At 66.3% G+C, this 24501-nt stretch carries 26 protein-coding genes; 6 read left to right on the plus strand and 20 right to left on the minus strand.

Features of this window, described 5'->3' with window-relative positions:
- Positions 1–34: 34 nt before the first annotated feature.
- Genes U5O44_RS20700 through U5O44_RS20710 form a run of 3 tightly spaced genes read right to left on the minus strand, consistent with a single transcriptional unit; the run spans position 35 to position 4236 of the window.
- Entirely contained in the window at positions 35–1477 is a 1443-nt protein-coding gene (locus tag U5O44_RS20700; protein WP_322590270.1) for an HlyD family type I secretion periplasmic adaptor subunit, read from the minus strand.
- Positions 1474–3654: a type I secretion system permease/ATPase gene (locus U5O44_RS20705; RefSeq protein WP_322590271.1), complete on the minus strand. Its 2181-nt coding sequence runs from the start codon at positions 3652–3654 to the stop codon at positions 1474–1476. Before U5O44_RS20705 ends, U5O44_RS20700 begins: the two co-directional genes overlap by 4 nt.
- Before the next feature lie 36 nt (positions 3655–3690).
- Positions 3691–4236, minus strand: a complete 546-nt coding sequence (locus U5O44_RS20710; RefSeq protein WP_322590272.1) for an NUDIX hydrolase — start codon at positions 4234–4236, stop codon at positions 3691–3693.
- A gap of 73 nt (positions 4237–4309) precedes the next feature.
- Here U5O44_RS20710 and maiA point away from each other — a divergent pair, with 73 nt between their 5' ends.
- A complete protein-coding gene (gene maiA, locus U5O44_RS20715; RefSeq protein ID WP_322590273.1) occupies positions 4310–4951 on the plus strand; it encodes a maleylacetoacetate isomerase in 642 nt (213 codons plus the stop codon).
- Positions 4938–5735 carry a peptidoglycan editing factor PgeF gene (gene pgeF, locus U5O44_RS20720; RefSeq protein WP_322590274.1) on the plus strand — a complete coding sequence of 266 codons (798 nt, stop codon included), beginning with the start codon at positions 4938–4940 and terminating at the stop codon, positions 5733–5735. Before maiA ends, pgeF begins: the two co-directional genes overlap by 14 nt.
- Before the next feature lie 49 nt (positions 5736–5784).
- Here the strand turns inward: pgeF and U5O44_RS20725 are convergent, their stop codons facing one another.
- Complete coding sequence (locus U5O44_RS20725; RefSeq protein ID WP_322590275.1) at positions 5785–6021, minus strand: hypothetical protein; 237 nt, start codon at positions 6019–6021, stop codon at positions 5785–5787.
- A 113-nt stretch (positions 6022–6134) separates the two neighbouring features.
- On the opposite strand from U5O44_RS20725, the gene phaC reads away from it, so the two are divergent.
- The 3 genes from phaC to phbB all read left to right on the plus strand — a co-directional run bounded on the left by phaC (position 6135) and on the right by phbB (position 9907).
- On the plus strand, positions 6135–7802 hold the full coding sequence (gene phaC, locus U5O44_RS20730) for a class I poly(R)-hydroxyalkanoic acid synthase (protein WP_416222206.1): 1668 nt from the start codon (positions 6135–6137) through the stop codon (positions 7800–7802).
- 99 nt (positions 7803–7901) lie between these two features.
- Positions 7902–9080, plus strand: coding sequence for an acetyl-CoA C-acetyltransferase (locus U5O44_RS20735; RefSeq protein WP_322590276.1), 1179 nt, complete (start codon positions 7902–7904; stop codon positions 9078–9080).
- A gap of 89 nt (positions 9081–9169) precedes the next feature.
- Positions 9170–9907, plus strand: a complete 738-nt coding sequence (phbB, locus tag U5O44_RS20740) for an acetoacetyl-CoA reductase (protein WP_322590277.1) — start codon at positions 9170–9172, stop codon at positions 9905–9907.
- Positions 9908–9970: 63 nt separating this feature from the next.
- Here phbB and U5O44_RS20745 read toward each other — a convergent pair whose 3' ends face one another.
- Entirely contained in the window at positions 9971–10405 is a 435-nt protein-coding gene (locus tag U5O44_RS20745; RefSeq protein ID WP_322590278.1) for a hypothetical protein, read from the minus strand.
- Between the two features lie 161 nt (positions 10406–10566).
- Positions 10567–11259 (minus strand): transcriptional repressor LexA, encoded by a 693-nt coding sequence (gene lexA, locus U5O44_RS20750; RefSeq protein WP_322590279.1) that lies wholly within the window; start codon positions 11257–11259, stop codon positions 10567–10569.
- 128 nt (positions 11260–11387) lie between these two features.
- Here lexA and U5O44_RS20755 point away from each other — a divergent pair, with 128 nt between their 5' ends.
- On the plus strand, positions 11388–12374 hold the full coding sequence (locus tag U5O44_RS20755) for an asparaginase (protein WP_322590280.1): 987 nt from the start codon (positions 11388–11390) through the stop codon (positions 12372–12374).
- A gap of 31 nt (positions 12375–12405) precedes the next feature.
- On the opposite strand, the gene U5O44_RS20760 is transcribed toward U5O44_RS20755, so the two are convergent.
- The 14 genes from U5O44_RS20760 to U5O44_RS20825 form a co-directional block, all read right to left on the minus strand.
- Positions 12406–12831 (minus strand): organic hydroperoxide resistance protein, encoded by a 426-nt coding sequence (locus U5O44_RS20760; RefSeq protein ID WP_322590281.1) that lies wholly within the window; start codon positions 12829–12831, stop codon positions 12406–12408.
- Between the two features lie 11 nt (positions 12832–12842).
- On the minus strand, positions 12843–13313 hold the full coding sequence (locus U5O44_RS20765; protein ID WP_322590282.1) for a MarR family winged helix-turn-helix transcriptional regulator: 471 nt from the start codon (positions 13311–13313) through the stop codon (positions 12843–12845).
- A gap of 52 nt (positions 13314–13365) precedes the next feature.
- Positions 13366–14253, minus strand: coding sequence for an ATP-grasp domain-containing protein (locus U5O44_RS20770; RefSeq protein WP_322590283.1), 888 nt, complete (start codon positions 14251–14253; stop codon positions 13366–13368).
- Positions 14254–14337: 84 nt separating this feature from the next.
- Entirely contained in the window at positions 14338–15261 is a 924-nt protein-coding gene (locus tag U5O44_RS20775; protein ID WP_322590284.1) for a DMT family transporter, read from the minus strand.
- A 13-nt stretch (positions 15262–15274) separates the two neighbouring features.
- Entirely contained in the window at positions 15275–16117 is an 843-nt protein-coding gene (locus U5O44_RS20780; RefSeq protein WP_322590285.1) for an ABC transporter permease subunit, read from the minus strand.
- Positions 16114–17055 carry an ABC transporter permease gene (locus tag U5O44_RS20785; protein WP_322590286.1) on the minus strand — a complete coding sequence of 314 codons (942 nt, stop codon included), beginning with the start codon at positions 17053–17055 and terminating at the stop codon, positions 16114–16116. Before U5O44_RS20785 ends, U5O44_RS20780 begins: the two co-directional genes overlap by 4 nt.
- A 26-nt stretch (positions 17056–17081) precedes the next feature.
- On the minus strand, positions 17082–18197 hold the full coding sequence (locus U5O44_RS20790; RefSeq protein ID WP_322590287.1) for an ABC transporter ATP-binding protein: 1116 nt from the start codon (positions 18195–18197) through the stop codon (positions 17082–17084).
- Between the two features lie 38 nt (positions 18198–18235).
- Positions 18236–19363, minus strand: a complete 1128-nt coding sequence (locus U5O44_RS20795; RefSeq protein ID WP_322590288.1) for a polyamine ABC transporter substrate-binding protein — start codon at positions 19361–19363, stop codon at positions 18236–18238.
- Between the two features lie 142 nt (positions 19364–19505).
- Positions 19506–21002: an aldehyde dehydrogenase gene (locus U5O44_RS20800; protein ID WP_322590289.1), complete on the minus strand. Its 1497-nt coding sequence runs from the start codon at positions 21000–21002 to the stop codon at positions 19506–19508.
- Positions 20999–21334 carry a nucleotidyltransferase family protein gene (locus U5O44_RS20805; RefSeq protein ID WP_322590290.1) on the minus strand — a complete coding sequence of 112 codons (336 nt, stop codon included), beginning with the start codon at positions 21332–21334 and terminating at the stop codon, positions 20999–21001. Before U5O44_RS20805 ends, U5O44_RS20800 begins: the two co-directional genes overlap by 4 nt.
- The gene (locus U5O44_RS20810) at positions 21331–21732 is read right to left on the minus strand and encodes an HI0074 family nucleotidyltransferase substrate-binding subunit (protein ID WP_322590291.1); all 402 of its coding nucleotides are present in this window, start codon (positions 21730–21732) and stop codon (positions 21331–21333) included. Before U5O44_RS20810 ends, U5O44_RS20805 begins: the two co-directional genes overlap by 4 nt.
- Positions 21733–21741: 9 nt before the next feature.
- Complete coding sequence (locus U5O44_RS20815) at positions 21742–22224, minus strand: GyrI-like domain-containing protein (RefSeq protein WP_322590292.1); 483 nt, start codon at positions 22222–22224, stop codon at positions 21742–21744.
- Between the two features lie 60 nt (positions 22225–22284).
- Positions 22285–23037 carry an abortive infection family protein gene (locus U5O44_RS20820; protein WP_322590293.1) on the minus strand — a complete coding sequence of 251 codons (753 nt, stop codon included), beginning with the start codon at positions 23035–23037 and terminating at the stop codon, positions 22285–22287.
- 67 nt (positions 23038–23104) lie between these two features.
- On the minus strand, positions 23105–24493 hold the full coding sequence (locus U5O44_RS20825; RefSeq protein WP_322590294.1) for an aspartate aminotransferase family protein: 1389 nt from the start codon (positions 24491–24493) through the stop codon (positions 23105–23107).
- Positions 24494–24501: the final 8 nt, after the last annotated feature.

Genomic DNA, 24501 nt, shown 5'->3' on the forward strand with positions numbered 1-24501 from the left:
GGGGCTCGGGTGGAATGGTCGGTACCGAATCGTGTCAGCGTTCGCGCAAGGCGTAGGCCTTGGCCTTGAGCACCGGCTTGAGCAGATAGGACAGCACGGTCTTCTTGCCCGTCAGGATGTCGACCTCGGCCGTCATGCCCGGGATGATGGGCTGGTGTTCGCTGAAACGCGGCTGCGCGGTGCGGACCTTGACGATGTAGAAAGCGTTGCCCTTTTCATCGACCTGGGTGTCGGGGCTGATGTTCTCGACCTTGGCTTCCAGTCCGCCGTAGATCGAGAAGTCATAGGCGGTGAACTTGACGGTGGCGATCTGGTTGGGGTGGAGGAACGCGATGTCCTTGGGCAGCACCTTGGCTTCGAGCACCAGCGCATCGTCGACCGGCACGATCTCGACGATGTCCTTGCCCGGCTGCACCACGCCCCCCACCGTGTTGGCCAGCAGGCGCTGCACCCGGCCGCGCACGGGCGACTTGACGCTGGACTTGTCCACCTTGTCGACCAGCGCCGCGGCCCCCTGGTTCAGCGCGTTGAGCTTGCCCAGCACGTCCGACAGATCCCGCCGTGCCTCGTTGCGGAAGGTCAGCTCCATCTCCTGTGCCTTGCGGCGGGACTCGCCGATCGCTGCCTGTGCACGTCCCATGCTGGCCGCGGCCTGTTCCATGTCGCCGCGGTAGCGGCTGATCTCGCGCTCCAGCCGCAGCACCTCGACCTCCGACACCGCGCCGGAGGCCAGCAGCGGCTTGGTGCGGCGGAGTTCGTTCTGCGAGATCTCGATCGAGCGCTGGGCGGACGAACGCCGCGCCTGCGCTTCGGAGACTTCCTGCTGGCGCTGCGCGCCTTGCTGCTGCACGACCGACAGCATCGACTGCAGCTCGGACACCCGGGACAGGTAGAGGTTGCGCTCTTCCTCGATGATGCGGGTCTCGTCCGGTCCGCCGTTGCCTGCGGGTGGCTTGAAGGCGCCGCCTTCGGCCAGCGCTTTCAGGCGCGCTTCCTTGACTTTCAGCGCAAACACGGTCGCCGCGCTTTCGTTGACACCCGAAGTGGCCCGGGTCTCGTCGATCTTGAGCAGCAGCTGGCCGGCCTCGACCTCCTGGCCTTCCTTGACCAGGATCTCGGACACCACGCCGCCGTCGAGCGACTGCACCACCTGCAGCTGCCGCGAGGGGATCACCCGGCCTTCGCCCTTGGTCACCTCGTCGATCTCGGCGAAGCCGGCCCAGACGATCAGCAGCACCGCGACCACCACGGCCGCGCGCACGATGCGCTGTGCCCGTGCGGTCTTCTGGCGCGACATGATCTCCTCGGCTTCATGCTCGAAGTCGCGCAGACCCTGCGGGCCGCTGCCATCGGCGACGGTCTTGCCGAACAGGCCGCCGAACAGGGCACCGAGCCGGCCTGACCAGCCGCTGGTCTGCTCCGGGTCATTGGGCGGGGTGGCGGTCTGCGTGCGTGCGTTGGGGGTGTTGGTGCTCATGCAGCCCTCGCGATGCGGCCCGCTTGCAGGGCTTCCAGGATGCGGTCACGCGGACCGTCGGCGACGACCTTGCCCTGGTCGACCACGATGACGCGGTCCACCAGGGCCAGCATCGAGGTGCGGTGCGTGACAAGCACGACCGTCTTGCCCTGGGCAAATTCGGTGACCTTGCGGGTGACCTGCGCCTCTGTGGAGAAGTCCATCGCGCTGGTCGGCTCGTCCAGCAGCAGCAGCGGCGCGTTGTGCAGCACCGCGCGCGCGAGTCCCACGCTCTGGCGCTGGCCGCCCGAGAGCAGCTCGCCGCGCTCGCCCACCGGCATGTCGAAGCCACGCGGGTGGCGGTTGACGAACTCGGTCATGCAGGCCGTCTCGGCGGCGGCCAGCACGGCGGTCTCGTCGGCGTAGGGCAGGCCCATCGTGATGTTCTCGCGCAGCGAGCCGTAGAACAGCGTCACGTCCTGCGAGACATAGCCCAGGTTGCGGCGCACGTCGGCCGGGTCGAGCTGGCGCAGGTCGATGCCGTCGAGCAGCACGGCGCCCGAGGTCGGCTGGTACAGGCCGAGCATCAGCTTCTGCAGCGTCGTCTTGCCCGAACCCACGCGGCCGATCAGCGCCACGCGCTCCCCCTGCTGGATGCGCAGGCTGATGCCGTCCAGCACCGGGTCGTCGCGGCCGGGGTAGGCAAACTTCACATCACGGAACTCGATGTCGCCCTTCAGTTCGCGCCGGTGCAGGAAGTTCTGGCCGGCTTCGCGCTCCACCGGGTTGGCCATCACCTTGTTGAGCGACTCCAGCGCGGTGCGCGCGCCCTGGTACTGCATCAGCAGGCCGACGATCTGGCCGGCCGGGGCCAGTGCGCGTGAACTCAGCGTGGTGCAGGCGATCAGTGCGCCCATCGTCAGTTCGCGCTGCGAGATCAGGTAGACGCCGATCAGCACGATGCTGAGGTTGACGACCTGCGACAGCCAGTTGGTGCCGTAGCTGGCGGTGCTGGACAGCGCGCGCATCTTCACATTGGTCTGCGCCAGGAACTGGTTGGCGCGCTCCCAGCGCGTCTGGATCACGCCTTCGGCGGCCTGGGTCTTGATGGTCTCGATGCCGGTCAGGGCTTCGACGAGGGTGGCGTTGCGCTGGGCGCTGGCCTGATAAGTCGACTCGGAGAGTTCGTGCAGCCGCTGCTGCAGCACATAGCCGATGCCCAGGATCAGCACGAAGGCCACCAGCACCGGCAGCACCATCCACGGCGAGATCCACGCCATCACACCCAGAAAGATCAGCGCGAAGGGCAGGTCGATCAGCGCCGTCACCGTGGACGACGCGATGAAGTCGCGCACCGACTCGAAGCCGCGCAGGTTCGACGCAAAGGAGCCGACCGACTGCGGCCGGTGCTCCAGCCGCATGCCCAGCACCCGCTCCATCAGCACCGAGGACAGCTGCACGTCGATGCGCGCACTGGCCTCGTCGACAAAGTGGCTGCGCAGCTTGCGCATGTAGAAGTCCGCCAGCAGCACCAGCATCAGCCCGAGCGCCAGCACCCAGAGCGTCTCGACCGCATGGTTCGGCACCACACGGTCGTAGACGTTCATCGTGAAGATCGGAAACGCCAGCGCAAACAGGTTGATGAGGAACGCCGCCCACAGCACATCGCGGTAGACGCCGCGCTGGCTGGCGATGGCGCTCCAGAACCAGTGGCCCTTGGTGGTGGCGCGGACCTCGGGCGTGCGCTCGTCAAAGCGGAAATGCGGGCGCACATACAGCACCACGCCGCTGTAGCGCCGCGCCAGATCCTTGCGCGCCATGACCACGGCGCCCTGACCGGTTTCAGGCATCAGCACCCGGGCATCGCCCTCGGCCGTCCAGCCCAGCAGCACGCAGGCGTCGTTGCCGCGCAGGACCAGCACCGCGGGCAGCGTGGCGGCGTCAATCTTGTTCGGCTTGATGCGCTGCAGCTTGCTGAACATGCCGGCGCGCTGGGCGGCGCGTTCGGCCAGGCTCAGCGTGAGACGGCCGTCCTGCAGCGGCAGACCGGCCGACAGCGAGGCCCGTGATGCGTTCACGCCGTGCAGGCGGCAGACTTCGAGCAGACAGTCGAGCAGCGGATCCGGGTGGAGCAGGTCTTCGCGCAGGCGCTCGGTGGCGGCGTCGCGGGCCGCGGCGACAGGACGGGGAGGGTTCATGGTGGCAGGGTTGAACGCCGAAGGGCGCTGATGGGTTCAGCCGATATCGGCGCAATGCAGGCCAAACTGACCACGGGCACGGTCTTCGAAGTAACGTTCCAGCGTCACCCGCACGGTCCGGAATGCCAATTCGGACCAGGGGATGTCCTGCTCACGAAACAGCCGGGTCTCGATGGTTTCCGGGCCTGGGTCGAACACGGTGTCCAGCAAGGCGGCGCGGTAGAAGACATGCACCTGCCCGACCTTCACCACGTTCAGCACCGAGAACAGCCCCTCCAGCGCGATGTGCGCGCCGGCTTCCTCGACGGTTTCGCGCACCGCCCCTTCGGCCAGTGTCTCGCCGAGTTCCATGAAGCCCGCCGGCAAGGTCCAGAAGCCGTGTCGGGGCTCGATGTTGCGTCGGCACAGCAGCACCTGATCTTCCCAGAAGGGCACCGTTCCCACCACGTTGAGCGGGTTTTCGTAGTGGATCGTGGCGCAGACCGTGCAGGTGGCACGCTCCCGGTTGTCGTCGGCGGGCACCTGGTAGAGGACCGGAGCCCCGCACTCCCGGCAGTGCTTGATACGTCGCGGCAATAGCATGGTGGCAGTGTATCGCCTGCACTGCATGGCATGATCTGAAACAAACACCGCGAACACCGAGGAGCCGTCCACCATGGAGCTTTACAGCTATTTCCGTTCGTCCGCCTCGTTTCGGGTGCGCATCGCGCTGGCGCTGAAGTCGCTCGCCTACGACTACAGGACCGTGCATCTGGTGCGCAACGAGCAGAGCGGGCCGGACTATGCGGCGGTGTCGCCGCAGCGCCTCGTGCCGCTGCTGCAGGATGGCGAGGCCAGGGTCTCGCAGTCGATGGCCATCATCGAGTACCTGGACGAGGTCTACCCGGAGCCGCCGCTGATGCCCGCCGATCCGCTGGGCCGTGCGCGGGTGCGCTCGCTGTCCCAGGACATTGCCTGCGAGATCCACCCGCTCGACAACCTGCGGGTGCTGCGCTACCTGGTGAAGGAACTCGGGGCCAGCGAAGACGCCAAGAACGCCTGGTACCGGCACTGGGTCGAGGTGGGGCTGGAGGCGGTGGAGCGGCAGCTCTGCGACCAGTCCGCGACCGGCAGGTTCTGCCATGGCGACACGCCGACGATGGCCGACTGCCTGCTCGTGCCGCAGATCTTCAATGCGCAACGCTTCGAGTGCCGCCTGGACCATGTGCCCACGGTGATGCGCATCTTCGAGACCTGCATGGCCTTGCCCGCCTTCCAGGCTGCGCAACCCTCCGCCTGCCCCGATGCCGACGCCTGAATCCCTGCGCGCCCGCGTTCCTGCCGACTGGTGGGTACCGGAGTTCTCGCATCCCCGTGTCCGTGCGCTCATGACCGGCCGCGCCGGTGGCGTCAGCGCCGCGCCCTTCGACCGCTTCAACTTGCGCACCGGGCTCGGCGATGCGCCTGCCGCGGTGCAGGAAAACCGGGCACGCCTGCACGCCATCGTCGGCCGTCCGACCCAGCTCCTCGTGCAGGTCCATGGGGTGGCTGTCCATGTGCTGGACAGGGTTGCGGCCACGGACGAGGACTTGCCCGTGGCCGATGCGGTGGTCACCGAGGCGTCCTGTGCCGCCTGCGAGATCCAGGTGGCAGATTGCCTGCCGGTGCTGTTCGCCCATGTTGGCGGACGGGCGGTGGGCGCCGCACACGCCGGCTGGCGCGGGCTGGCAGGTGGTGTGCTGGAGGCCACGCTGGCCCATGTCTGCCGTCTGGCGGATGCCCCCCCGGGCGACATTGAATGCTGGCTGGGTCCGTGCATCGGGCCTGCACGCTTCGAGGTGGGGGCTGACGTGCTGCGGGCATTCGGGGCGACGCCAGAGGCGCCCGGGAGCGGCTTCCAGGCGGATCTGCCTGGCAAATGGCTCGCCGACCTGCCCGCACTCGCCCGCCAGCGGCTGCATGCGACCGGGGTCGCGCACCTCCATGGCAATGACGGCACACAGGTGTGGTGCACGCTGAGCCAGCCGCAGCGCTATTTTTCCTACCGGCATGCGCATGCTGGCCGCACGGGGCGCATGGCCGCGCTGATCTGGCTGGATTGACCCGTCGCTGCAAGGGCCTGCAGAGCCCGCCGATCAGGCCCAGACAGGCTCAGACCGCCGGCGGCTGGTCGGTGCTGCGGGTCTCGGCGTCCAGCGCCCGTTCTTCGGCCAGACGCTTCCTGCGGCGCATGGGCGTGCCCAGCAGGTACAGCACGAGTCCCAGCGGCAAGGCGCCATACAGCGCGAAGGTGAAGATGGCCCCGAGCACCGTGCCCTGGGGGCTGGTGGCTTCTGCCAGCGCCATCATCAAAGTGACATAAAGCCACGCAATTGCGACCAAGTACATGGGGATTTCCCGTTATCTCTTTCATCCCCCTGGCGGCGTCATCGCAAGGTGGCTGTATGGATGCAGCATGCATAATGCCTCGGAATGCAGTATCCATGCACCGGAGGAGACGAATGAACCCGTTTGGCAATCCCATGTTCAATGCACCCGATCTGGGGCAGGACGTCGCAGGTCTCTTCAAGACCCTTTCCCAGTTGCAGATTCCGCCTGCAGAGCTGGCGCGCATCCAGGGTGAATACCTGCGCAGCGCCGGCGAGATCTGGAACAGCAGCCTCAGTGCCGGTGGCAAGGTCACGCTGCCCAAGGACCGGCGCTTTTCCGCACCCGAGTGGAGCGAAAATCCGATGGCAGGGTTTGCCGCGGCCACGTATCTGCTCAACGCGCGCACGCTGATGGAGCTGTCCGAAGCGGTGCAGGGTGACGAGAAGACCCGTGCCCGGATCCGTTTCGCCGTGCAGCAGTGGGTGGACGCCGCCGCACCGTCCAACTTTCTGGCGCTCAATCCCGAAGCGCTGAAGAAGGCCGTCGACACCAAGGGCGAGAGCCTGACGCAGGGCATGAACCACCTGCTCGGCGACCTGAAGCAAGGCCATGTGTCGCAGACCGACGAGTCGCTGTTCGAGGTGGGCCGCAACGTGGCCACCACCGAAGGCGCCGTGGTGTTCGAGAACGAGCTGTTCCAGCTGATCGAATACAAGCCGCTGACGGCGCAGGTGTACGACAAGCCGATGCTGTTCGTGCCGCCGTGCATCAACAAGTTCTACATCCTCGACCTGCAGCCCGACAACTCGGTCATCCGCTACACGGTCGAGCAGGGGCACCGCCTGTTCGTCGTGAGCTGGCGCAATCCGACCGATGACATGGCGGCCACGACGTGGGACGACTACATCGAGAACGCGGTCCTCAAGGCCATCAGCGTCACGCAGGAACTCACCGGCGCCGAGACGCTCGACATGCTGGGCTTCTGTGTCGGCGGCACGATCCTCTCCACCGCGCTGGCCGTGCTGGCGGCGCGTGGCGAGCATCCCGCGGCCAGCCTGACCCTGTTGACCACGCTGCTGGACTTCAGCAGCACGGGCATCCTGGACATCTTCGTCGACGAGGCGTCCGTGCGCCTGCGCGAGATGACGATCGGGCCGGATGCACCACAGGGCCCCGGCATGCTCAAGGGCAAGGAACTGGCGAGCACCTTCAGTTTCCTGCGCCCGAACGATCTGGTCTGGAACTATGTGGTCGGCAATTACCTGAAGGGCGAAACGCCGCCACCGTTCGACCTGCTGTACTGGAATTCCGACAGCACCAACCTGCCCGGCGCGATGTATTGCTGGTACCTGCGGCACACCTACCTGCAGGACCAGCTCAAGGTGCCCGGTGCGCTGACGGTGTGCGGAGAAAAGGTGGACCTGGGCGCGATCAAGGCGCCGGTCTACCTCTATGCGTCGCGTGAAGACCACATCGTCCCCTGGGACTCGGCGTTCATGAGCACGCGCATCTTCAAGAGCCCGTACCGCTTCGTGCTCGGCGCATCCGGCCATATCGCGGGTGTCGTCAACCCGCCGGCCAAGAAAAAGCGCAACTACTGGACCAACGAGGCCAAGGTTGATGCGGCCGAGGCCTGGCTGGAGTCGGCGACCAGCCATCCAGGCAGCTGGTGGACCGATTGGTCCGACTGGCTGGTGCAGCACGCCGGCAAGAAAAAGGCCGCGCCCAAGTCCTACGGCAGCCGCAAGTACAAGGCGATCGAGCCAGCACCTGGTCGTTACGTCAAAGCCAAGGTCTGATTGTTGGCCGAGACTGTCGGCTCGGCGACAGTCTGCGATAGAGTGTCGCCGTCCCCGGACACTTCAATCGACTACCAGCTTTTGTATTTGGAGAATTGCATGATCGACATCGTCATCGTGGCAGCCGCGCGCACGGCCGTTGGCAAATTTGGCGGAAGCCTGGCCAAGACTGCCGCACCTGAACTGGGCGCCACCGTGGTGCGTGCGCTGCTGCAGCGCTCGGGTCTTTCGGGTGAGCAGATCGGTGAGCTGATCTTCGGGCAGGTGCTGACCGCTGGCTCTGGCCAGAACCCGGCGCGCCAGACCGTCATCAAGTCGGGTCTGCCCCAGGGCGTGCCGGCCATGACCATCAACAAGGTCTGCGGCTCCGGCCTGAAAGCCGTGATGCTGGGGGCACAGGCCATCCGCGACGGCGACAGCGAAATCATCATCGCCGGCGGCCAGGAAAACATGAGCATGAGCCCGCACGTGCTGGCCGGCTCGCGCGACGGCCAGCGCATGGGCGACTGGAAGATGGTCGACTCCATGATCGTGGACGGCCTGTGGGATGTGTACAACCAGTACCACATGGGCACGACCGCCGAGAACATCGCTAAGAAGTACGGCATCACCCGCGAGATGCAGGATGCGCTGGCGCTGGCGTCGCAGCAGAAGGCTACAGCGGCGCAGGAAGCCGGCAAGTTCAAGGACGAGATCGCCGCCGTGTCGATCCCGCAGCGCAAGGGTGACCCAGTCGTGTTCGACAGCGACGAGTTCATCAACCGCAAGACCAACGCGGATGCGCTGGCCGGCCTGCGTCCCGCCTTCGACAAGGCGGGCAGCGTCACCGCCGGCAATGCGTCTGGTCTGAACGATGGTGCGGCCGGTGTCGTGCTGATGTCGGCAGCCAAGGCGGCAGCCCTCGGCCTGACCCCGCTGGCCCGCATCGCCAGCTATGCCAGCGCCGGTCTCGATCCCGCCTACATGGGCATGGGACCGGTGCCCGCTGCTCGCAAGGCGCTGGCGCGTGCGGGCTGGTCGCCCGCCGACCTCGACCTGCTCGAAATCAACGAAGCCTTTGCCGCGCAAGCCTGCGCTGTGCACCAGGAAATGGGCTGGGACACCAGCAAGGTCAACGTCAACGGCGGCGCGATCGCCATCGGCCACCCGATCGGTGCGTCCGGCTGCCGCATCCTGGTGACGCTGCTGCACGAGATGCAGCGCCGCGACGCCAAGAAGGGCATCGCCTCGCTGTGCATCGGCGGTGGCATGGGTGTGGCGCTCACGGTCGAGCGCTGATCCGCGATCCCTGACGAACTGTTCCCGCGGCCACATTCAGGCCCGAAGCCGGTCCATCGGGGACTGGCTCAAACGAGAAGGAGAGACAAATGACTCAGAAAGTTGCGTACGTCACCGGGGGCATGGGCGGCATTGGAACGTCGATCTGCCGTCGCCTGCACAAGGAAGGCTTCAAGGTCATCGCCGGCTGCGGCCCGACCCGTGACGCCCAGAAATGGCTCGACGAGCAAGCTGCGGCTGGCTACTCGTTCTACGCCTCGGTGGGCAACGTGGCGAGCTGGGACTCGACGGTCGAAGCTTTCGAGCGGGCCAAGGCCGAGCACGGCATCATCGACGTGCTGGTCAACAACGCCGGCATCACCAAGGACCGCATGTTCCTGAAGATGACCCGCGACGATTGGGACGCCGTCATCGACACCAACCTGAACAGCATGTTCAACGTCACCAAGCAAGTGGTGGCGGACATGGTGGCCAAGGGCTGGGGCCGGATCATCCAGATAAGCTCGGTCAACGGTGAAAAGGGCCAGTCGGGCCAGACCAACTACTCGGCTGCCAAGGCCGGCATGCACGGCTTCACGATGGCCCTGGCCCAGGAAATGGCCAACAAGGGTGTCACGGTCAACACCGTCAGCCCTGGCTATATCGGCACCGACATGGTCCGCGCGATCAAGCCGGAAGTGCTCGAAAAGATCGTGGCCACCATTCCGGTGAAGCGTCTGGGCACGCCCGAAGAAATCGGCTCCATCGTCGCTTGGCTGGCGGGCGAGGACTCGGGCTTCACGACCGGCGCAGACTTCAGCTGCAACGGCGGTCTGCACATGGGCTGACCGGTCCCCTGCGGCTGGCCAGTCGCGTCGACCGATCCAGAAAACCGGGCTTGCCCGGTTTTTTCATTGCACCGCGATCAGCGCATCCAGTGCGGCGCAAACCTCGCGCATGCTGCCGCTGATGCGCACGCGCTGGTGGTCCTGCGGGTCGATGCGCAAATGGACGCCGTCGGTTTCGGCTGCGCGTGTGGTGGGCACAGGCCCCGCATCGCATGCCTCGATCGGTGTCAGCGCTTGCAGCGCATCCAGCACGATGTCGATGGCCGCTGCTGTCGTCGTCGCCGGCGGCGGGCAGGGCGTGGACAGCGGCGGACGTGGTGGCGGTTTCATGGGCAGCACCATGCCGCCGCTGGATCGGCTGACACCGGTCGCGCGCCGGATGCCCATCTCGCGCGAGGGTGGCAGCGTCGTGCGCAGGATGTGGACGGGGACAGGCTCGTGCCGCGCTGCGCGTCGCCGCAGCAGCAGCTGGGGCAACTGGGCAAACAGTGGGTGCATGGGTGACCTCCTGGAGGTCGGCAGAGCTGGCGCATGTCCAGGTCTATCGACCGGCTTGGGAACGACTTGACCGCGCACTGACGCGCGCTACCGAGCCACCCGGGTCTGGCGACCCGAAACGGCTTGTTCTGCTGGTGTGGAGAAAGGCCGGGGTGGCCTGGCTAGCTCAGCAGCGTGTTCCGGATCAGGCCGACCGCCAGCCCTTCGAGGCTGAAGTCGGCGCTGTCCGTGGCGACCTGGATGGTCTTGAAGTCCGGGTTTTCCGGGATGAGTTCGACGCCTGCAGCGGTGCGTCGAAAGCGTTTCACGGTGACCTCGTCGCCCAGTCGGGCCACGACGATCTGACCGTTCTTGGCATCGCTGGCCTTCTGGACCGCCAGCAGGTCGCCGTCCAGGATGCCCGCGTCGCGCATGCTCATGCCGCGGACCTTGAGCAGGTAGTCCGGCTTGCGGGCAAACAGGTAGGACTCGACTGCGAAGGTGCGCTCAATGTGCTCCTGCGCCAGGATCGGGCTGCCTGCGGCCACTCGGCCTACCAAGGGCAACTGCAGGGAGAGCAGGCCAGCGGGAGCTGACTCGAAGGGCATGGCGTCGACCCCCTGCCGGCGCGCGGCATTGAGCCGGCGCAATGTGTCAGACTTCACCCGGATGCCCCGGGAGGTGCCGCTGACGAGGTCGATGACCCCCTTGCGGGCCAGCGCCTTGAGGTGTTCTTCCGCCGCATTGGGGGAGCGGTAGCCCAGTTCAGCGGCGATCTCTGCCCGTGTCGGCGGCGCGCCCGTGCGTTCGATCGCGCGCTGGATCAGCTCCAGAATCTGCTGCTGTCGGGTGGTGAGCTTGGGGCTTTCGTCCACGGGTTCCTCGCTAGACGGTGACGGTGCTTGGACGGTGCCTGAGAAAACGTCCAGTACCTGTATTTTTATCCAGCCATTCGCAAATGACAAGCTCTGATTCGACAAGCTCTGGTTCGATTTCGCCGCCCGTGACGGTGGTCGCTGCAGCCGCCTCTACCGCCCTCGATCACACCCCCAGGCGCATCGTCGTGCTCGGCACGGGCGGCACCATCGCCGGCACGGCGGCCAACGCCGACGACAACGTGGGCTATACCGCCGGTCAGGTGGCTGTGGCGCAACTGCTCGATGCCGTCCCGGCCTTGCGCCGGCGTTGCGCGCAGGGCTGGTCCATCGAGTCGGAGCAGGTCGCGCAGATCGACAGCAAGGACATGAGCCATGCGGTGTGGCGCCGGCTGGCCGAGCGGGTGCAAGTCCATCTCGACCGCCCGGAGGTGGACGGCATCGTCGTCACGCACGGCACGGACACGCTGGAAGAGACCGCCTACCTGTTGCAGCGCGTGTTGGCGCCTGGCAAGCCGGTGGTGCTGACGGCCGCCATGCGCCCGGCCAGTGCAGCGCAGCCGGATGGGCCGCAGAACCTGGCGGATGCCGTGACCGTGGCGGGGTCCGGGGATGCGCGCGGGGTGGTGGCGGTGCTGGCGGGCAAGGTCTGGCTGGGGACCGAGGTGCGCAAGGTCCATCCCTACCGACCGGATGCATTCGATGCCGGGGATGCCGGCCCGCTGGCGCATGTGGAGGAAGGGCAGCTGCGGCGGCTGCGCGACTGGCCGACGGGTTCGGCTCTGGGTCTGCAAGTGCTGGCCGCGGACATCTGGCCGGAGGTGCAGGTGGTGGTGAGCCACGCGGGTGCCGACGGGCGGGTGGTGGACCTGCTGATGGAGGCCGGGGTACAGGGGCTGGTCGTGGCCGCCACGGGCAACGGCACCGTGCACCAGGATCTGCTGGCGGCGCTGCTGCGCGCGCAGGCGGCGGGTGTGGCCGTGGTGCGCGCGCTGCGTGGCGGCGGGGGGTGCATCGTGCCGACCGGACATGAACTGGTGCCCGATGCGGGTGCGCTCACGGCGGCACAGGCCCGCGTCGAGATCCTGCTGCGGCTGCTGTCACGCCGCGCGTGAGCATGGCCGCCGCAGCAGGCGACCGACCGGATCAGACCACGTTCAGCGTGACGTCGATGTTGCCGCGGGTGGCGTTCGAGTAGGGGCAGACGATGTGGGCGGCCTGCACGATGGCCTCGGCCGTGTCACGGGCCACGCCGGGCACGCGGATGTTCAGCGTCACCTGGATGCCGAAGCCGGTCGGGATCGGGCCGATGCCGACTTCCGAGGCAATCGAGGTGTCCGCCGGCAGGGCCAGCTTCTGCTGTCCGGCGACGAACTTCATGGCGCCCATGAAGCAGGCGGCGTAACCCGCCGCGAAGAGCTGTTCGGGGTTGGTGCCGGCGCCATCGTCGCCGCCGAGGCCCTTGGGCACGGACAGCTTGACGTTCAGGCGGCTGTCATCGCTGACGGCGCTGCCGTCGCGGCCTCCGGTGGCGGTGGCGCGGGCGGTGTAGAGGACTTTGTCGAGGGACATGGCAGAACCTTTCAGGTCGGGGTGGTGGGAGATTGGATCTGGGTGAGTGCCTGGCGCAGCCGGTGCAGCTCGCGGGTGAGGGCGCCGATTTCGGCCAGCGAGCAACCGGCGGCCGAGGCCAGCTTCGGCGGAATGTCCAGGGCCTGCTGGCGAAGGGCGATGCCAGCCGGCGTGAGCTGCACCTGGACACGCCGCTCGTCCGCGGCGCTGCGCTGGCGCTGGAGCAGCCCGCTGGATTCGAGGCGCTTGAGCAGCGGGGTGAGCGTGCCGGAGTCGAGCGCCAGGGTCTCGCCCAGCTCGCCGACACTGCGGCCGTCCTGCTGCCACAGCGCCAGCATCACGAGGTATTGCGGGTAGGTCAGCCCGAGCGGCTCCAGCAGCGGCCGGTAGCGCTTGGTCATCGCCAAGGAGGCCGAATACAGCGCGAAGCACAGCTGCTGGTCCAGCGCGAGCCAGTCATCGGAAGCTGAGGGCGTTTTCATGATGCACACAGTTTAATTGTGTGCAATTTAATTGCGCGATGTATGGTTATTGTCAGCCGGCGAATGTGCTCATGAACGCCCCGAAGGACGGCGCCAGACTGCCGCCCAGTCGCGGATTGATCTCCAGCAACTGCAGACGGCCGTCGCGGACCTTGTAGTCCACGCAGCACAGGCCTTCGAAGCCGATGGCGGCGAGCATGCGCTCCAGCAGTTGCAGGTGGGGCGTGCTCACCAGGCGGCGTGTGTAGGAGACCCGCCCGCCGTTGATGAACAGCGGCTCCCGGCAGTGGTACTCGTTGGTCAGGTGGTGGCGGATCCGGCCGTTCTCCACCACGAGGTGGCTGGCGTATTCACGCGGGTCGTGGACGGCTTCCTGACAGAAATAGGCCGCTTCGTCGCAGCTGCCAGCATGGCGAGCGGCATCGTCGGCGTCCCGGATGAGGTGCGTGGCGGCGCTGTCGGTCGACCAGCGGCCCTTCAGCACGCACGGCCACTGCATCCACGGCAACAGCGTGGGCACGGAGGCCCCGAAACCGAGTGCGATCAGCCGCCGGTTCAGTGCCAGCTTGTCGTCGCACAGCTGCACGACCTCGGCCCGGCACACCGGCAAGCGCTGGCGGGGCAGCGCGTCCCGGTGCTCGGCCAGCCACAAGGCGTCCGCCGTCCGCAGCGGCACGACCAGATCATGGGCCGCCAGATCGGCCTGCGCCAGGGGCGACACGGTCAGCCGGATGGCGTGGCCGTGCAGGCTCTTGCGCAGCCGGGGTTCGAAATGCGGGTGGGGGGCCACGAGGATGCGCAGTGTCGGCGCCCGTCGCCACGCGGACTGCAGACGGGCCCGCCAGTGGAAGGCATCGATGCTCAGGCGGCCGTGGAGCCGCAGGGCGGTGGTGTGGAGCGCTGCACGCAGCGACTTCGGGGCGGGGCTGGCGTCGGACATGGCCGGCATTCTTGGACAGGATGCCGGAGGTGTCGGGTAGATTTTTCACATTCGGCATGTCGGCCGCTGCGCTGTTCCCCTGGCTCACGGGTGGCTGCGGCGCTCCGGCCAGGTCGCCAGCACGATGCCCAGCATCGCCAGCCCGAAGGCGCCGGCCTGCGCTGCGCTGAACTGCTCGCCCAGCAGCAGCACGCCCACCGCCGCCGCCGACACCGGCAGCATCACCGTGAACACCCCGGCGCGCGAGGCGGGCACATGGCGCAGCCCGGTCATCCAGAGCCAGACCGTCACCATGCTCGCCGCGAGGGCGTAGAACAGCAGCAGGGTCCAGGTGGGCAGCAGGACGGCGGTGAAGTCGAAGGACAGCGCCTGCCACAGCCCCAGCGGCGTGACCAGCGCCAGCCCCCAGAGGTTGACCAGCGCGCTGATGCGGCGCGGGCCGAGCGTGCCGGACAGCTTCTTGCCGATGACGACATAGCTGGCCTCGCAGAACACCGCGCCGATCAGCAGCAGGTTGCCGAGCAGGGCCTGCGGTGGCTCGGCGGCGGACGACGGGCTTGCGCCGCCATGCTGCTTGCTCCACGACACCAGCGCGATGCCCGCCACGGCGCAGGCGATGCCGGCCAGCACACGGCCGGTGAGCCGCTCGCCGAGGAACACCCGCGACATCAATGCGACGACCCCCGGCAGGGCCGCCATGATGACGCCGGCCGCCAGCGCCGTGCTCAGGGCGACGCCGTAGAGCATGCAGACCGAGAACAGGAAGTTGCCGAGGAAACTTTCCAGGAACAGCAGCACCCGGTCGTGTCGCGACATCGGGGCTTCGCTGGCCGGGCGGCGCAGCCAGCCCGCCATGGCGACCGCGGCAATCCCGAAGCGCAGCCACGCCAGCAGGAACACCGGAAACACCGCCACCAGCAGCTTCGACAGGCCGACATAGCTGCCCACCAGCGCCATGCTGCCCGCCAGGCAGGCGTAGGCCCAGGGCAGGCCGGGACGACGGGCCATGGCGTCCGCCAGATCAGCCTCCCTTCAGCGCGGCCTGCTGTTCCTGCTGCAGCCGCCGCTCGCGCAGCGCGATCATGTAGCTCGACACCACCACGAACACCGCCACCACCACGATCACCACCGTGGCCAGCGCGTTCACCGTCGGGTCCAGCCCCAGCCGCGCCCGCGAGAAGATCACCAGCGGCAGCGTCGTCGAGCCCGGCCCCGACAGGAAGGCCGACATCACCACGTCGTCCAGCGACAGCGTGAAGGTCAGCAGCCACGCCGCCAGCATCGACTGCGCGATCATCGGCAGCGTGACGAGGAAGAACACCTGCAGCGGCCGTGCGCCGAGGTCTTGCGCGGCTTCCTCGAACTGCGGGTTCAGGTCGCGCAGACGCGCCGCGATCACGACCGTCGCGTAGGCCATGCCGACCAGCATGTGGCCGATCCAGATCGTCACCAGGCCTTTTTCGGGCACGCCGAGCAGCCGTTGCATCGACACCAGCATCAGCATCAGCGACAGCCCGACAATCACCTCGGGCATTACCAGCGGCGCGTTCACCATGCCGGAAAACAGCGTGCGGCCCTTGAAGCGCGGGTAGCGCTCCAGCGTGAAGGCGGCCAGTGTCCCGAGGATCACCGAGCCTGTGGCGGTGGCAGCCGCGATCTGCAGCGACAGGAACAGGCCGCTGCGGATGGCTTCGTCCTCGACCAGCTTCTCGTACCAGCGCAGCGAGAAACCCGCCCAGACATTGGGCACCGGCGAGTCGGTGAAGCTGTAGACCACCAGCGCGATGATGGGCAGGTAGAGGAAGACGAAGCCGGCGGTCAGCCAGATCCGGCTCGTCCAGCGTCCGGCGGGGGTGACGATCACTTGCGTGCCTCCTGCGACTGGTTGCGGTTGAAGATCGCCAGCGGCACGAGGATCAGCAGCACCATCGTCACCGCGACACTCGACGCCATCGGCCAGTCGTTGTTGCTGAAGAACTCGTCCCACAGCACGCGGCCGATCATCAGCGTCTCCGGTCCGCCGAGCAGCTCGGGGATCACGTATTCGCCGACACACGGGATGAACACCAGCATGGCGCCGGCGATGATGCCGCCCTTGGACAGCGGCACCGTGATGCGCCAGAACGCCTGCCACGGTGTCGCGCCCAGATCCTGCGCGGCTTCGAGCAGCCGCAGGTCGAGCTTGGACAGCGTGCCGTACAGCGGCAGGATCATGAAGGGCAGGTAGGTGTAGACCATGCCCAGGATCAGCGAGAACGGGGTGTACATGTACTGCCCCTCCGCCGAGATCAGCCCCAGCGGCAGCAGCAGCTTGTCCGCCCCGATGGTGTTCAGGAAGGTGCCGACCCAGCCGGTGTCGGCGTCGAGCAGGCCCTTCCACGCATAGACGCGCAGCAGGAAGCTGGTCCAGAACGGCAGCATCACGCCCATCAGCAGCAGCGGCTGCACGCTGGAGGGCGAGCGGGCCATGAAGTAGGCGAAGGGGTAGCCGATGGCCAGACACACCAGCGTGGTGATGCCGGCGTAGAGCAGCGACTGCGCATAGGTCGCCAGGTAGAGGTCGTCCTGGAAGATGGTGAGGTAGTTCTGGAGCTTGAGCTTCATGAACAGCTCGTTGTCCGCGAACGTGAACAGGTCGGTCACCCGTGCACCATCCATCTCCCCGAAGCTGATGTTCAGCACGATCAGGAAGGGCAGCAGGAAAAACAGCAGCAGCCAGGCGAACGGTGTGCCGATGACCAGACTGCGCCCGCTCAGGAAGGTGCGCAGGCGCTGCAGCAGGGAGGAAGGGGTGGCGGCCATGTCAACTCCAGCGGCGGATCATCGTGTCATTGGGTCAGCACGACCTGGGACGACGGCAGCCAGTGCGCCCAGACCCGGTCACCCCAGGTCAGTGCCCCTTGCCGGTCGCGCGAATCGTTCTCGACGCTGACCTTCAGCCGCGCGCCACTGGCGAGTTCGAGGTGGTAGAGCGTCGTGTCGCCGAAGTAGGACATTTCCTTGACCGTGCCCTCGACGCGGTTCATGTCGCCGGGCGTGTTCTCGGGGCGGTCCTTGCTCAGGTGGATCTTCTCCGGCCGCACCGCCACCGACACCGCCTGTCCGAGGTAGCCGGTGATGCCATGGCCGATGTAGTGCGTGTAGTCGGCGCAGCGCACATGTACATGGTCCGGCTCGTCCACGGTGATGTGGCCATCGGCGAGGTTGACGTTGCCGATGAAGTCGGCGACGAAGCGGGTGGTCGGCGTCTCGTAGATGTCGGACGGGCTGCCGACCTGCAGGAAGCGGCCCTCGCTCATCACCGCGATGCGCGAGGCCATCGTCATCGCCTCTTCCTGGTCGTGCGTCACCATCACGCAGGTCACGCCGACCGTCTCGATGATGTTGACCAGCTCGATCTGTGTGGCCTCGCGCAGCTTCTTGTCGAGCGCGCCCAGCGGCTCGTCGAGCAGCAGCAGCTGCGGCCGCTTGGCGAGACTGCGCGCCAGCGCGACCCGCTGCTGCTGGCCGCCGGAGAGCTGGTGCGGCTTGCGCTTGGCCAGCTTGGTGAGCTGGGTCAGGCGCAGCATCTCCTCGACCCGCGTCGTGATCTCGGCCGAGGGCAGGCCGTCCCGGCGCAGCCCGAAGGCGATGTTGTCCCACACCGTCATGTGGGGAAACAGCGCATACGACTGGAACATCATGTTCACCGGGCGCTCGTAGGGCGGCTTGCCCGCGAGGTCGTTGCCGTTGAGCACGATGCGCCCGGAGGTCGGCGACTCGAAGCCGGCGAGCATGCGCAGCAAGGTGCTCTTGCCGCAGCCGGACGAGCCCAGCAACGCGAAGATCTCCCCCTTGGCGATGTCCAGGCTGACCTGGTCCACCGCGCGGAAATCCCCGAACTCCTTCACCACGGATTCGATCCGCAGGAAGGCACGGTCCTTGTCGTCCAGTGCCTTGGTCATGTGCGTGTTTCCCTGCTGCGCGTGTCTCGACGTGGGGCTCAGCGACCAGCCTTGAAGTTGGTGAAGGTGCGGGTGATCAGCCGGCGGGTGGCCTGGTCAGGCGTGCCGGGCGGGATCATCTTGGCCATCGACGCCTCATCCGGGAACACGGCCGGGTTCTTGGCCAGTTCCGGCTTGACGAACTTCAGCGAAGCCTTGTTCGGGTTGGCGTAGAAGACCGTGTTGGTCAGCGAGGCGTGCACTTCCGGCTTCAGGATGTAGTTGATGAACTTGTGCGCGTTGTCCGGGTGCTTGGCATCCTTCGGGATGGCCATGGTGTCGAAGAACAGCAGGCCGCCCTGCTTGGGCAGCAGCACTTCCAGGTTCTGCGGCTTCTTGGCCTTCTGCGACTTGTCCTTGGCGATCATGATGTCGCCCGACCAGCCGACCACGGCACAGATCTGGCCCTTGGCCATCTGGTCGATGTAGTCCGAGCCCGAACCCACGAAGCGCGTCACCGACGGGCGGATCTTCTTGAGCATCTCGCCGGCGGCCTTGTAGTCGTCGGCGTTCTTGCTGTGCGGATCCTTGCCGAGGTAGTTCAGTGCCAGCGGCATGATCTCCGACGGCGTGTCGAGCACGGCCACGCCGCAGCTCTTGAGCTTGCTGGTGTAGTCGGCGTTGAACACCAGATCCCAGGCGTTTTCGGGCATCGGCTTGTCGCCCAGCGCCTTCTTCACCTTGTCGACATTGATGCCGACCGTCGTGTAGCCCCACAGCCAGTCGACGATGTGCTCGTTGCCCGGGTCCATCTTGGCGAGCTGCGCCTGGATGGCGGGGTCGAGGTTGGCCAGGTTGGGGATCTTGCTCTTGTCGAGCTTCATCAGCAGGCCGGCCTCGATCTGCGACTTGGCCCAGTTCGAGCCCGGCACCACGATGTCGTAGCCCGTCTTGCCGGCGATCAGCTTGGCGTGCAGCGACTCGTTGCTGTCGAAGAAGTCATAGCGGACCTTGATGCCCGTTTCCTTCTCGAAGTTCTTGATCGTGTCTTCGGCGATGTAGTCCGACCAGTTGTAGATGTTCAGGACTTTCTCTTCCTGCGCCTGCGCGCCGGTTGCGCACAGCACCGCGACCGCGGCGAACAGGACATTCAGGGCCTTGGCGGGCCGGGAGGACAGCAGGTTCATGGGTGCTCCAGGGATGTGGGTGCGGAAGGAGAAATGGACAGTGGTAACGGTTGGTGCCTGCGCCGGGAAGACCTTGCATGCGGCGGGATTATGGCCTGAGGATTCGCCAATCCGTCACGTTCCGTCAGCCGACGACCGCGCTTCATGCGCCGTCCAGCCGCAGCCAGGTGGTCTTCAGTTCGGTGTATTTGTCCAGTGCATGCAGCGACTTGTCCCGGCCGTTGCCGCTCTGCTTGTAGCCGCCAAACGGCACGGTGATGTCGTCGTCGTCGTACTGGTTCACATGCACGGTACCCGCTCGCAAGGCGCGTGCCACGCGGTGCGCACGGTCGAGGTCGTGGCTCCAGACGCTGGCCTGCAGGCCGTAGGGCGAGTCGTTGGCCAGCCGCACCGCTTCGGCTTCAGTCTCGAAGCGGATCACCGCCATCACAGGCCCGAAGACCTCTTCGCGGGCGATGCGCATGGCGTTGGTCGCGTGGTCGAAGACGGTCGGCTCGACATAGAAGCCGCCGGAGCCGGTGCGCGCCTGCTGGCCGCCGTGGCAGGTGGCGCCTTCTGTGCGGCCTGCGTCGATGTAGCCGAGCACGGTGCGCAGCTGGCCTTCGTCGACCAGGGCCCCCATCGTGGTGGAGTCGTCCAGTGGATCGGCTGGCGCCCAGGCGGGCATTTCGGCGCGCACCGTCGCGACGAACTCGTCGGCGATCGAGGCGTGGACCAGCACCCGCGACGGCGCGTTGCAGGACTCGCCCTGGTTGAAGAACAGGCTGCTGGCGACGGTGCGCGCGGCCTTGGCCGGGTCGCCGTGGTCGGGGAAGACGAGGAAGGCCGACTTGCCGCCCAGCTCGTTGTAGACGCGCTTGAGGTTGGAGCGGCCGGCGTAGTCGAGCATGCGCCGCCCGGTGCGCGTCGAGCCGGTGAAGCCGATCGCGTCCACGTCCATGTGCAGCGCGAGTGCCTCGCCGGCTTCGTGGCCGAAGCCCGGCACGACGTTGAACACCCCTGGCGGCAATCCTGCTTCGAGCGCGATCTCGGCCAGCCGCAGTGCGGTCAGCGGCGATTTCTCGCTCGGCTTCATCACCACCGAGTTGCCCGTGGCCAGCGCCGGCCCGAGCTTCCAGGCGGCCATGATCATCGGGTAGTTCCACGGCACGATCACGCCGACCACGCCCATCGGCTCGCGGGTGATGAGCGCCAGCGCGTTGCGGCCGGTGGGGGCGATCTCGTCGTAGACCTTGTCGATCGCCTCGGCGTACCACGCGATGGTGCGCGCGGCGGCCGGCACGTCCACGCTGCGCGAGAACTGGATCGGCTTGCCCATGTCGAGCGTCTCCAGCAGCGCGAGTTCGTCGCGGTGGGACAGGATCAGCTCGGCAAAACGCTGCAGCACCTTCTTGCGCGCGGCGGGTGGCTGGTGCGCCCAGCGGCCGTCCTCGAATGCCGTGCGGGCCGACGCCACGGCGGCATCGATGTCGGCGGTCTGGCCGCGGGCGATGGGGGCGAGGTGGCGGCCGTCGATGGGCGAATGCTTGTCGAAGGTCTCGCCGCTGGCGCTGGTGGTGCGCTGGCCGTTGATCAGGGCGCGGCCGTCGAGGGTGAGGGAGGCGGCACGGTCGTGCCAGGAGGGCTGTGGATGGCTCATGTCGGACTCGCGGTCGTGTGTTTGGCCGTGGCAGGAAGGCTCAGCGGCCGGCCCTCACGGGCGGCGTTCTGCTTCAGTGCCGGGTTGGTGATCCGGTCCCAGTGCAGCAGGTCGATCTTGAACAGGATCGGCAGGGCGTCGATCTCGTTCCAGAGTGTCGTGAATTCAGCGTCGTCCATGCGGGGCGCCATGACCGCCAGATCGATGTCGGACCCGGGTCTGGCGGTGCCTCGCGCACGTGAACCGAAGACCAGCACCTGATCGACCGTGGCGTGCCGGGCGAACACCTGACGCAGTGCGTCGAGGTGCCGCTGTGCGATGCCGAAGGTCAAGGGGTCTCGGTCTGCCATTGCGCCACGTCCACAGCCAGTTGCTTGAAGATGCCTTGTCCTGATTCGAGCAGGAATTCGTAGACCTTCTGGGCCAGCAATTCGTCGTAGGTGTGGCTGGTCAGGTTGCGCATCTTCTGTGCGTCGCTCCAGAGGTTTCCGTCGTGAATCAGGCCGTTCTGGAGCGCAGCCTGAAAGACATCGCGGGGCGTCAAGGCGTCGATGCCCACCACCTCCAGCCGCAGCTTGAGCGTCTTCCACGCCAGTTCCCAGCAGAACTCGAAACGCTGGATGGCCGAATCGCGCACGAAGGAGTTAAACGGTTGTTCGCACGCTTCGACCAGCCGGGCCACGGCGCGGCGCAGGTCGTTGGCGCGTTGTTGGAAACGATCGGTGCTCATTGGGTCGGATCAGTCGTCGGCGCTCGTGCTGTGTGGTTGGACTGGCATGTAAATCTCGACGGTCGACTCCGCATTGCTCGGGTCAAAGGATTCGTCGTATCGCTCGAAATAGGGCGCTTGCACTCGTTCAAAGGAAGCACTTGGCAGCCACTCGTTGAAGATCTGCCCGAAGACCTCGCCGAGTGTGCGCAGCTTGGCTTGAAAGACAGCGTAGGTGGCTGGCTCCAGTGATCTCGCGATCATGCCGCTCGGAATATTGTCGGTGCTGGTGACCGAAACGGCCGCCATGTAGTCCAGCGTGTTCTTCTGGGTATCGAAGTTCTCCATGAGCCCGTAGCTGACATTCGGCTCCGCGATGGAAACAACTTCGTCTATGCGCGGCCCGAAGGTGCCCCATAGTGCGGGAATGTCGCTGGCCAAAGGACTCGTCGTGACATGGAGGCCGACGACGGTGAATCCGGGCTTTTGGACGATTGTTGATTCGATGGGCATTTGTGTACTCCTGAGCGGTCTCTGCGCCGCCGGCTACGAATCACTGATCGACGTCTACCGTTACGCCGCAGTTTCGTCGCGGGCATTTTTGGTTGCCAGTAAATAGACCGCCAGAGCGCCCGCAAGATTGACCGCCAGCTCGGCGTGCCTTGGTGCGGGTTTTACGCCTGCCTTTCCCTTTCCGTGGGAGTCGCTGAGACGATTGCGCAGTGCTCCGAGACCTTCAACCACGGCGGTACAGCCTCCAAGGATTTGTTTGAAGACTGCTTCGGTGTGTTGGGATGGAGCGAGCTTCAGGTGCTCGGCAGTCTGTTTGTATAACTTCGTGATGTCCGGACTGTCATCGTAAGGCGCGGCAGCTTCTTCTAGAATGTGTTTGCAGACGGACTCAAGAAGCGTTCTTGCAATTGTGATTGCGCCTTCCGGATCGGAAGCCCTGCGATCAAGTGCTTTGGACCAAGTGGCTTGAACGTGTGCGGAATCGAACTTCTCCAGTGAAGCGGAGACCACTAAGTCTGACGGCGCGGTGCCGCCTTTCTCAAGTAACTCAAGCATGGGCGCGAATTCCTCCCAAAGATACTTTCTTCGCTCCGCGTAAGTGCCGTACTTGTTCTTGATGAATTGCCAAAATTGACCAAGGCTCCTACTGGTTCGGATAAACCGGGGTGTGATGGCTTCAATCGAAGGTTCTGCCAGCACGACTTGCCTCAGACGGGTGTACTCGGCCTCGTCTTCAGTGCCCCCGGTCGCTTGGCTTACGACAAGGTTTTGGAGTGATTCGACTTCTTCGAAGAGAGGATGGCGATGGGGCATATTTTTGTGGCCTAACCAATTCAGACCTTGTGGCCTTGTTGTCTAACTCGGACCTTGACGGCTAAATTCACACCCACCCCCGCCCCCGCACATCCCCCAGCGTCAGATCCAGGCACTTGTGGATCAACCCCATCAGCTCATCCACCTGCGCGACCGTCATCACCAGCGGCGGCGCAATGATCATCCGGTCCCCGACCGCGCGCATCACCAGCCCATTCGCGAAGCAGTGACCCCGGCAGAGCATGCCGACTTCCAGCGCGGAATCGAACATCGCCGGGTGCCCGTCGCCACGGTCCTTGGCCTTCACGAGCTGCATCGACGCCATCAGCCCGCAGGTCTGCGTCTCGCCGATCAGCGGGTGGTCGTTCAGCTTGGCGAACTGGGCGGCCAGGTACGGCCCCGTCTCGTCGCGCACCCGCTCGACCAGCTTCAGCGACTGGATCAGCTTGATGTTGGCGATCGCCACCGCGCAGGCGACTGGGTGGCCGCTGTAGGTGTAGCCGTGCTCGAACTCGCCGCCTTGCTCGATCAGCGCCTTGGCGACGCGGTCACCGACCATCACGCCGCCCAGCGGGATGTAGCCCGAGGTCACGCCCTTGGCGAAGGTCATCAGGTCCGGCTTCGTGCCCATCGTCTCGCAGCCGAACCAGTTCCCCGTGCGCCCGAAGCCGCAGATCACCTCGTCGCTCACCAGCAGGATGCCGTACTGGTCGCAGATGCGCTGGATCTCGGGCCAGTAGGTGGCCGGCGGCACGATCACGCCGCCCGCGCCTTGCACCGGCTCGCCGATGAAGGCGGCGACCTTGTCCGGGCCGACTTCGAGGATCTTCTGCTCCAGCCAGCCCGCTGCCTTCAGGCCGAACGCGTCGCGCGTCATGCCGGCGCCGTGTTCGAGCCAGTGCGGCTGGTCGATGTGGGTGATGCCGGGGATGGGCAGGCCGCCCTGGGCGTGCATGTACTTCATGCCGCCGAGCGAGGCGCCCGCCATCGTCGAGCCGTGGTAACCGTTCCAGCGGCTGATGATGACCTGGCGCTCGGGCTGGCCCTGCAGATCCCAGTAACGGCGCACCATGCGCACGACGGTGTCGTTGCCCTCCGAGCCGGAGCCGGCGTAGAAAACGTGCCGGAACTGCGGCGGCGTGACCTCGGCGAGCAGTTGCGCGAGTTCGACGGCGGGCGGCGTGGTGGTCTGGAAGAAGCTGTTGTAGAAGGGCAGCTCCTTCATCTGGTGCGCCGCGGCGTCGATCAGCGCCTGCTGCCCATAGCCGACGTTGACGCACCACAGGCCGCTCATCGCGTCGAACAGCCGGTGGCCCTCGCTGTCGGTGAGGTAGAGGTTGTCGGCCTTGGTGATGACCCGCGAGCCTTTTTTCGCGAGCTGCTGGAAGTCGGTGAAGGGGTGCAGGAAGTGGGCGGCGTCGGCGGCTTGCCAGTCGGCGGTGGTGCGGGTGGTCATGGGCGGGT

The organism is Sphaerotilus sp. (assembly GCF_034519685.1).
In the GTDB taxonomy this organism is placed as follows: Bacteria; Pseudomonadota; Gammaproteobacteria; order Burkholderiales; family Burkholderiaceae_C; genus Sphaerotilus.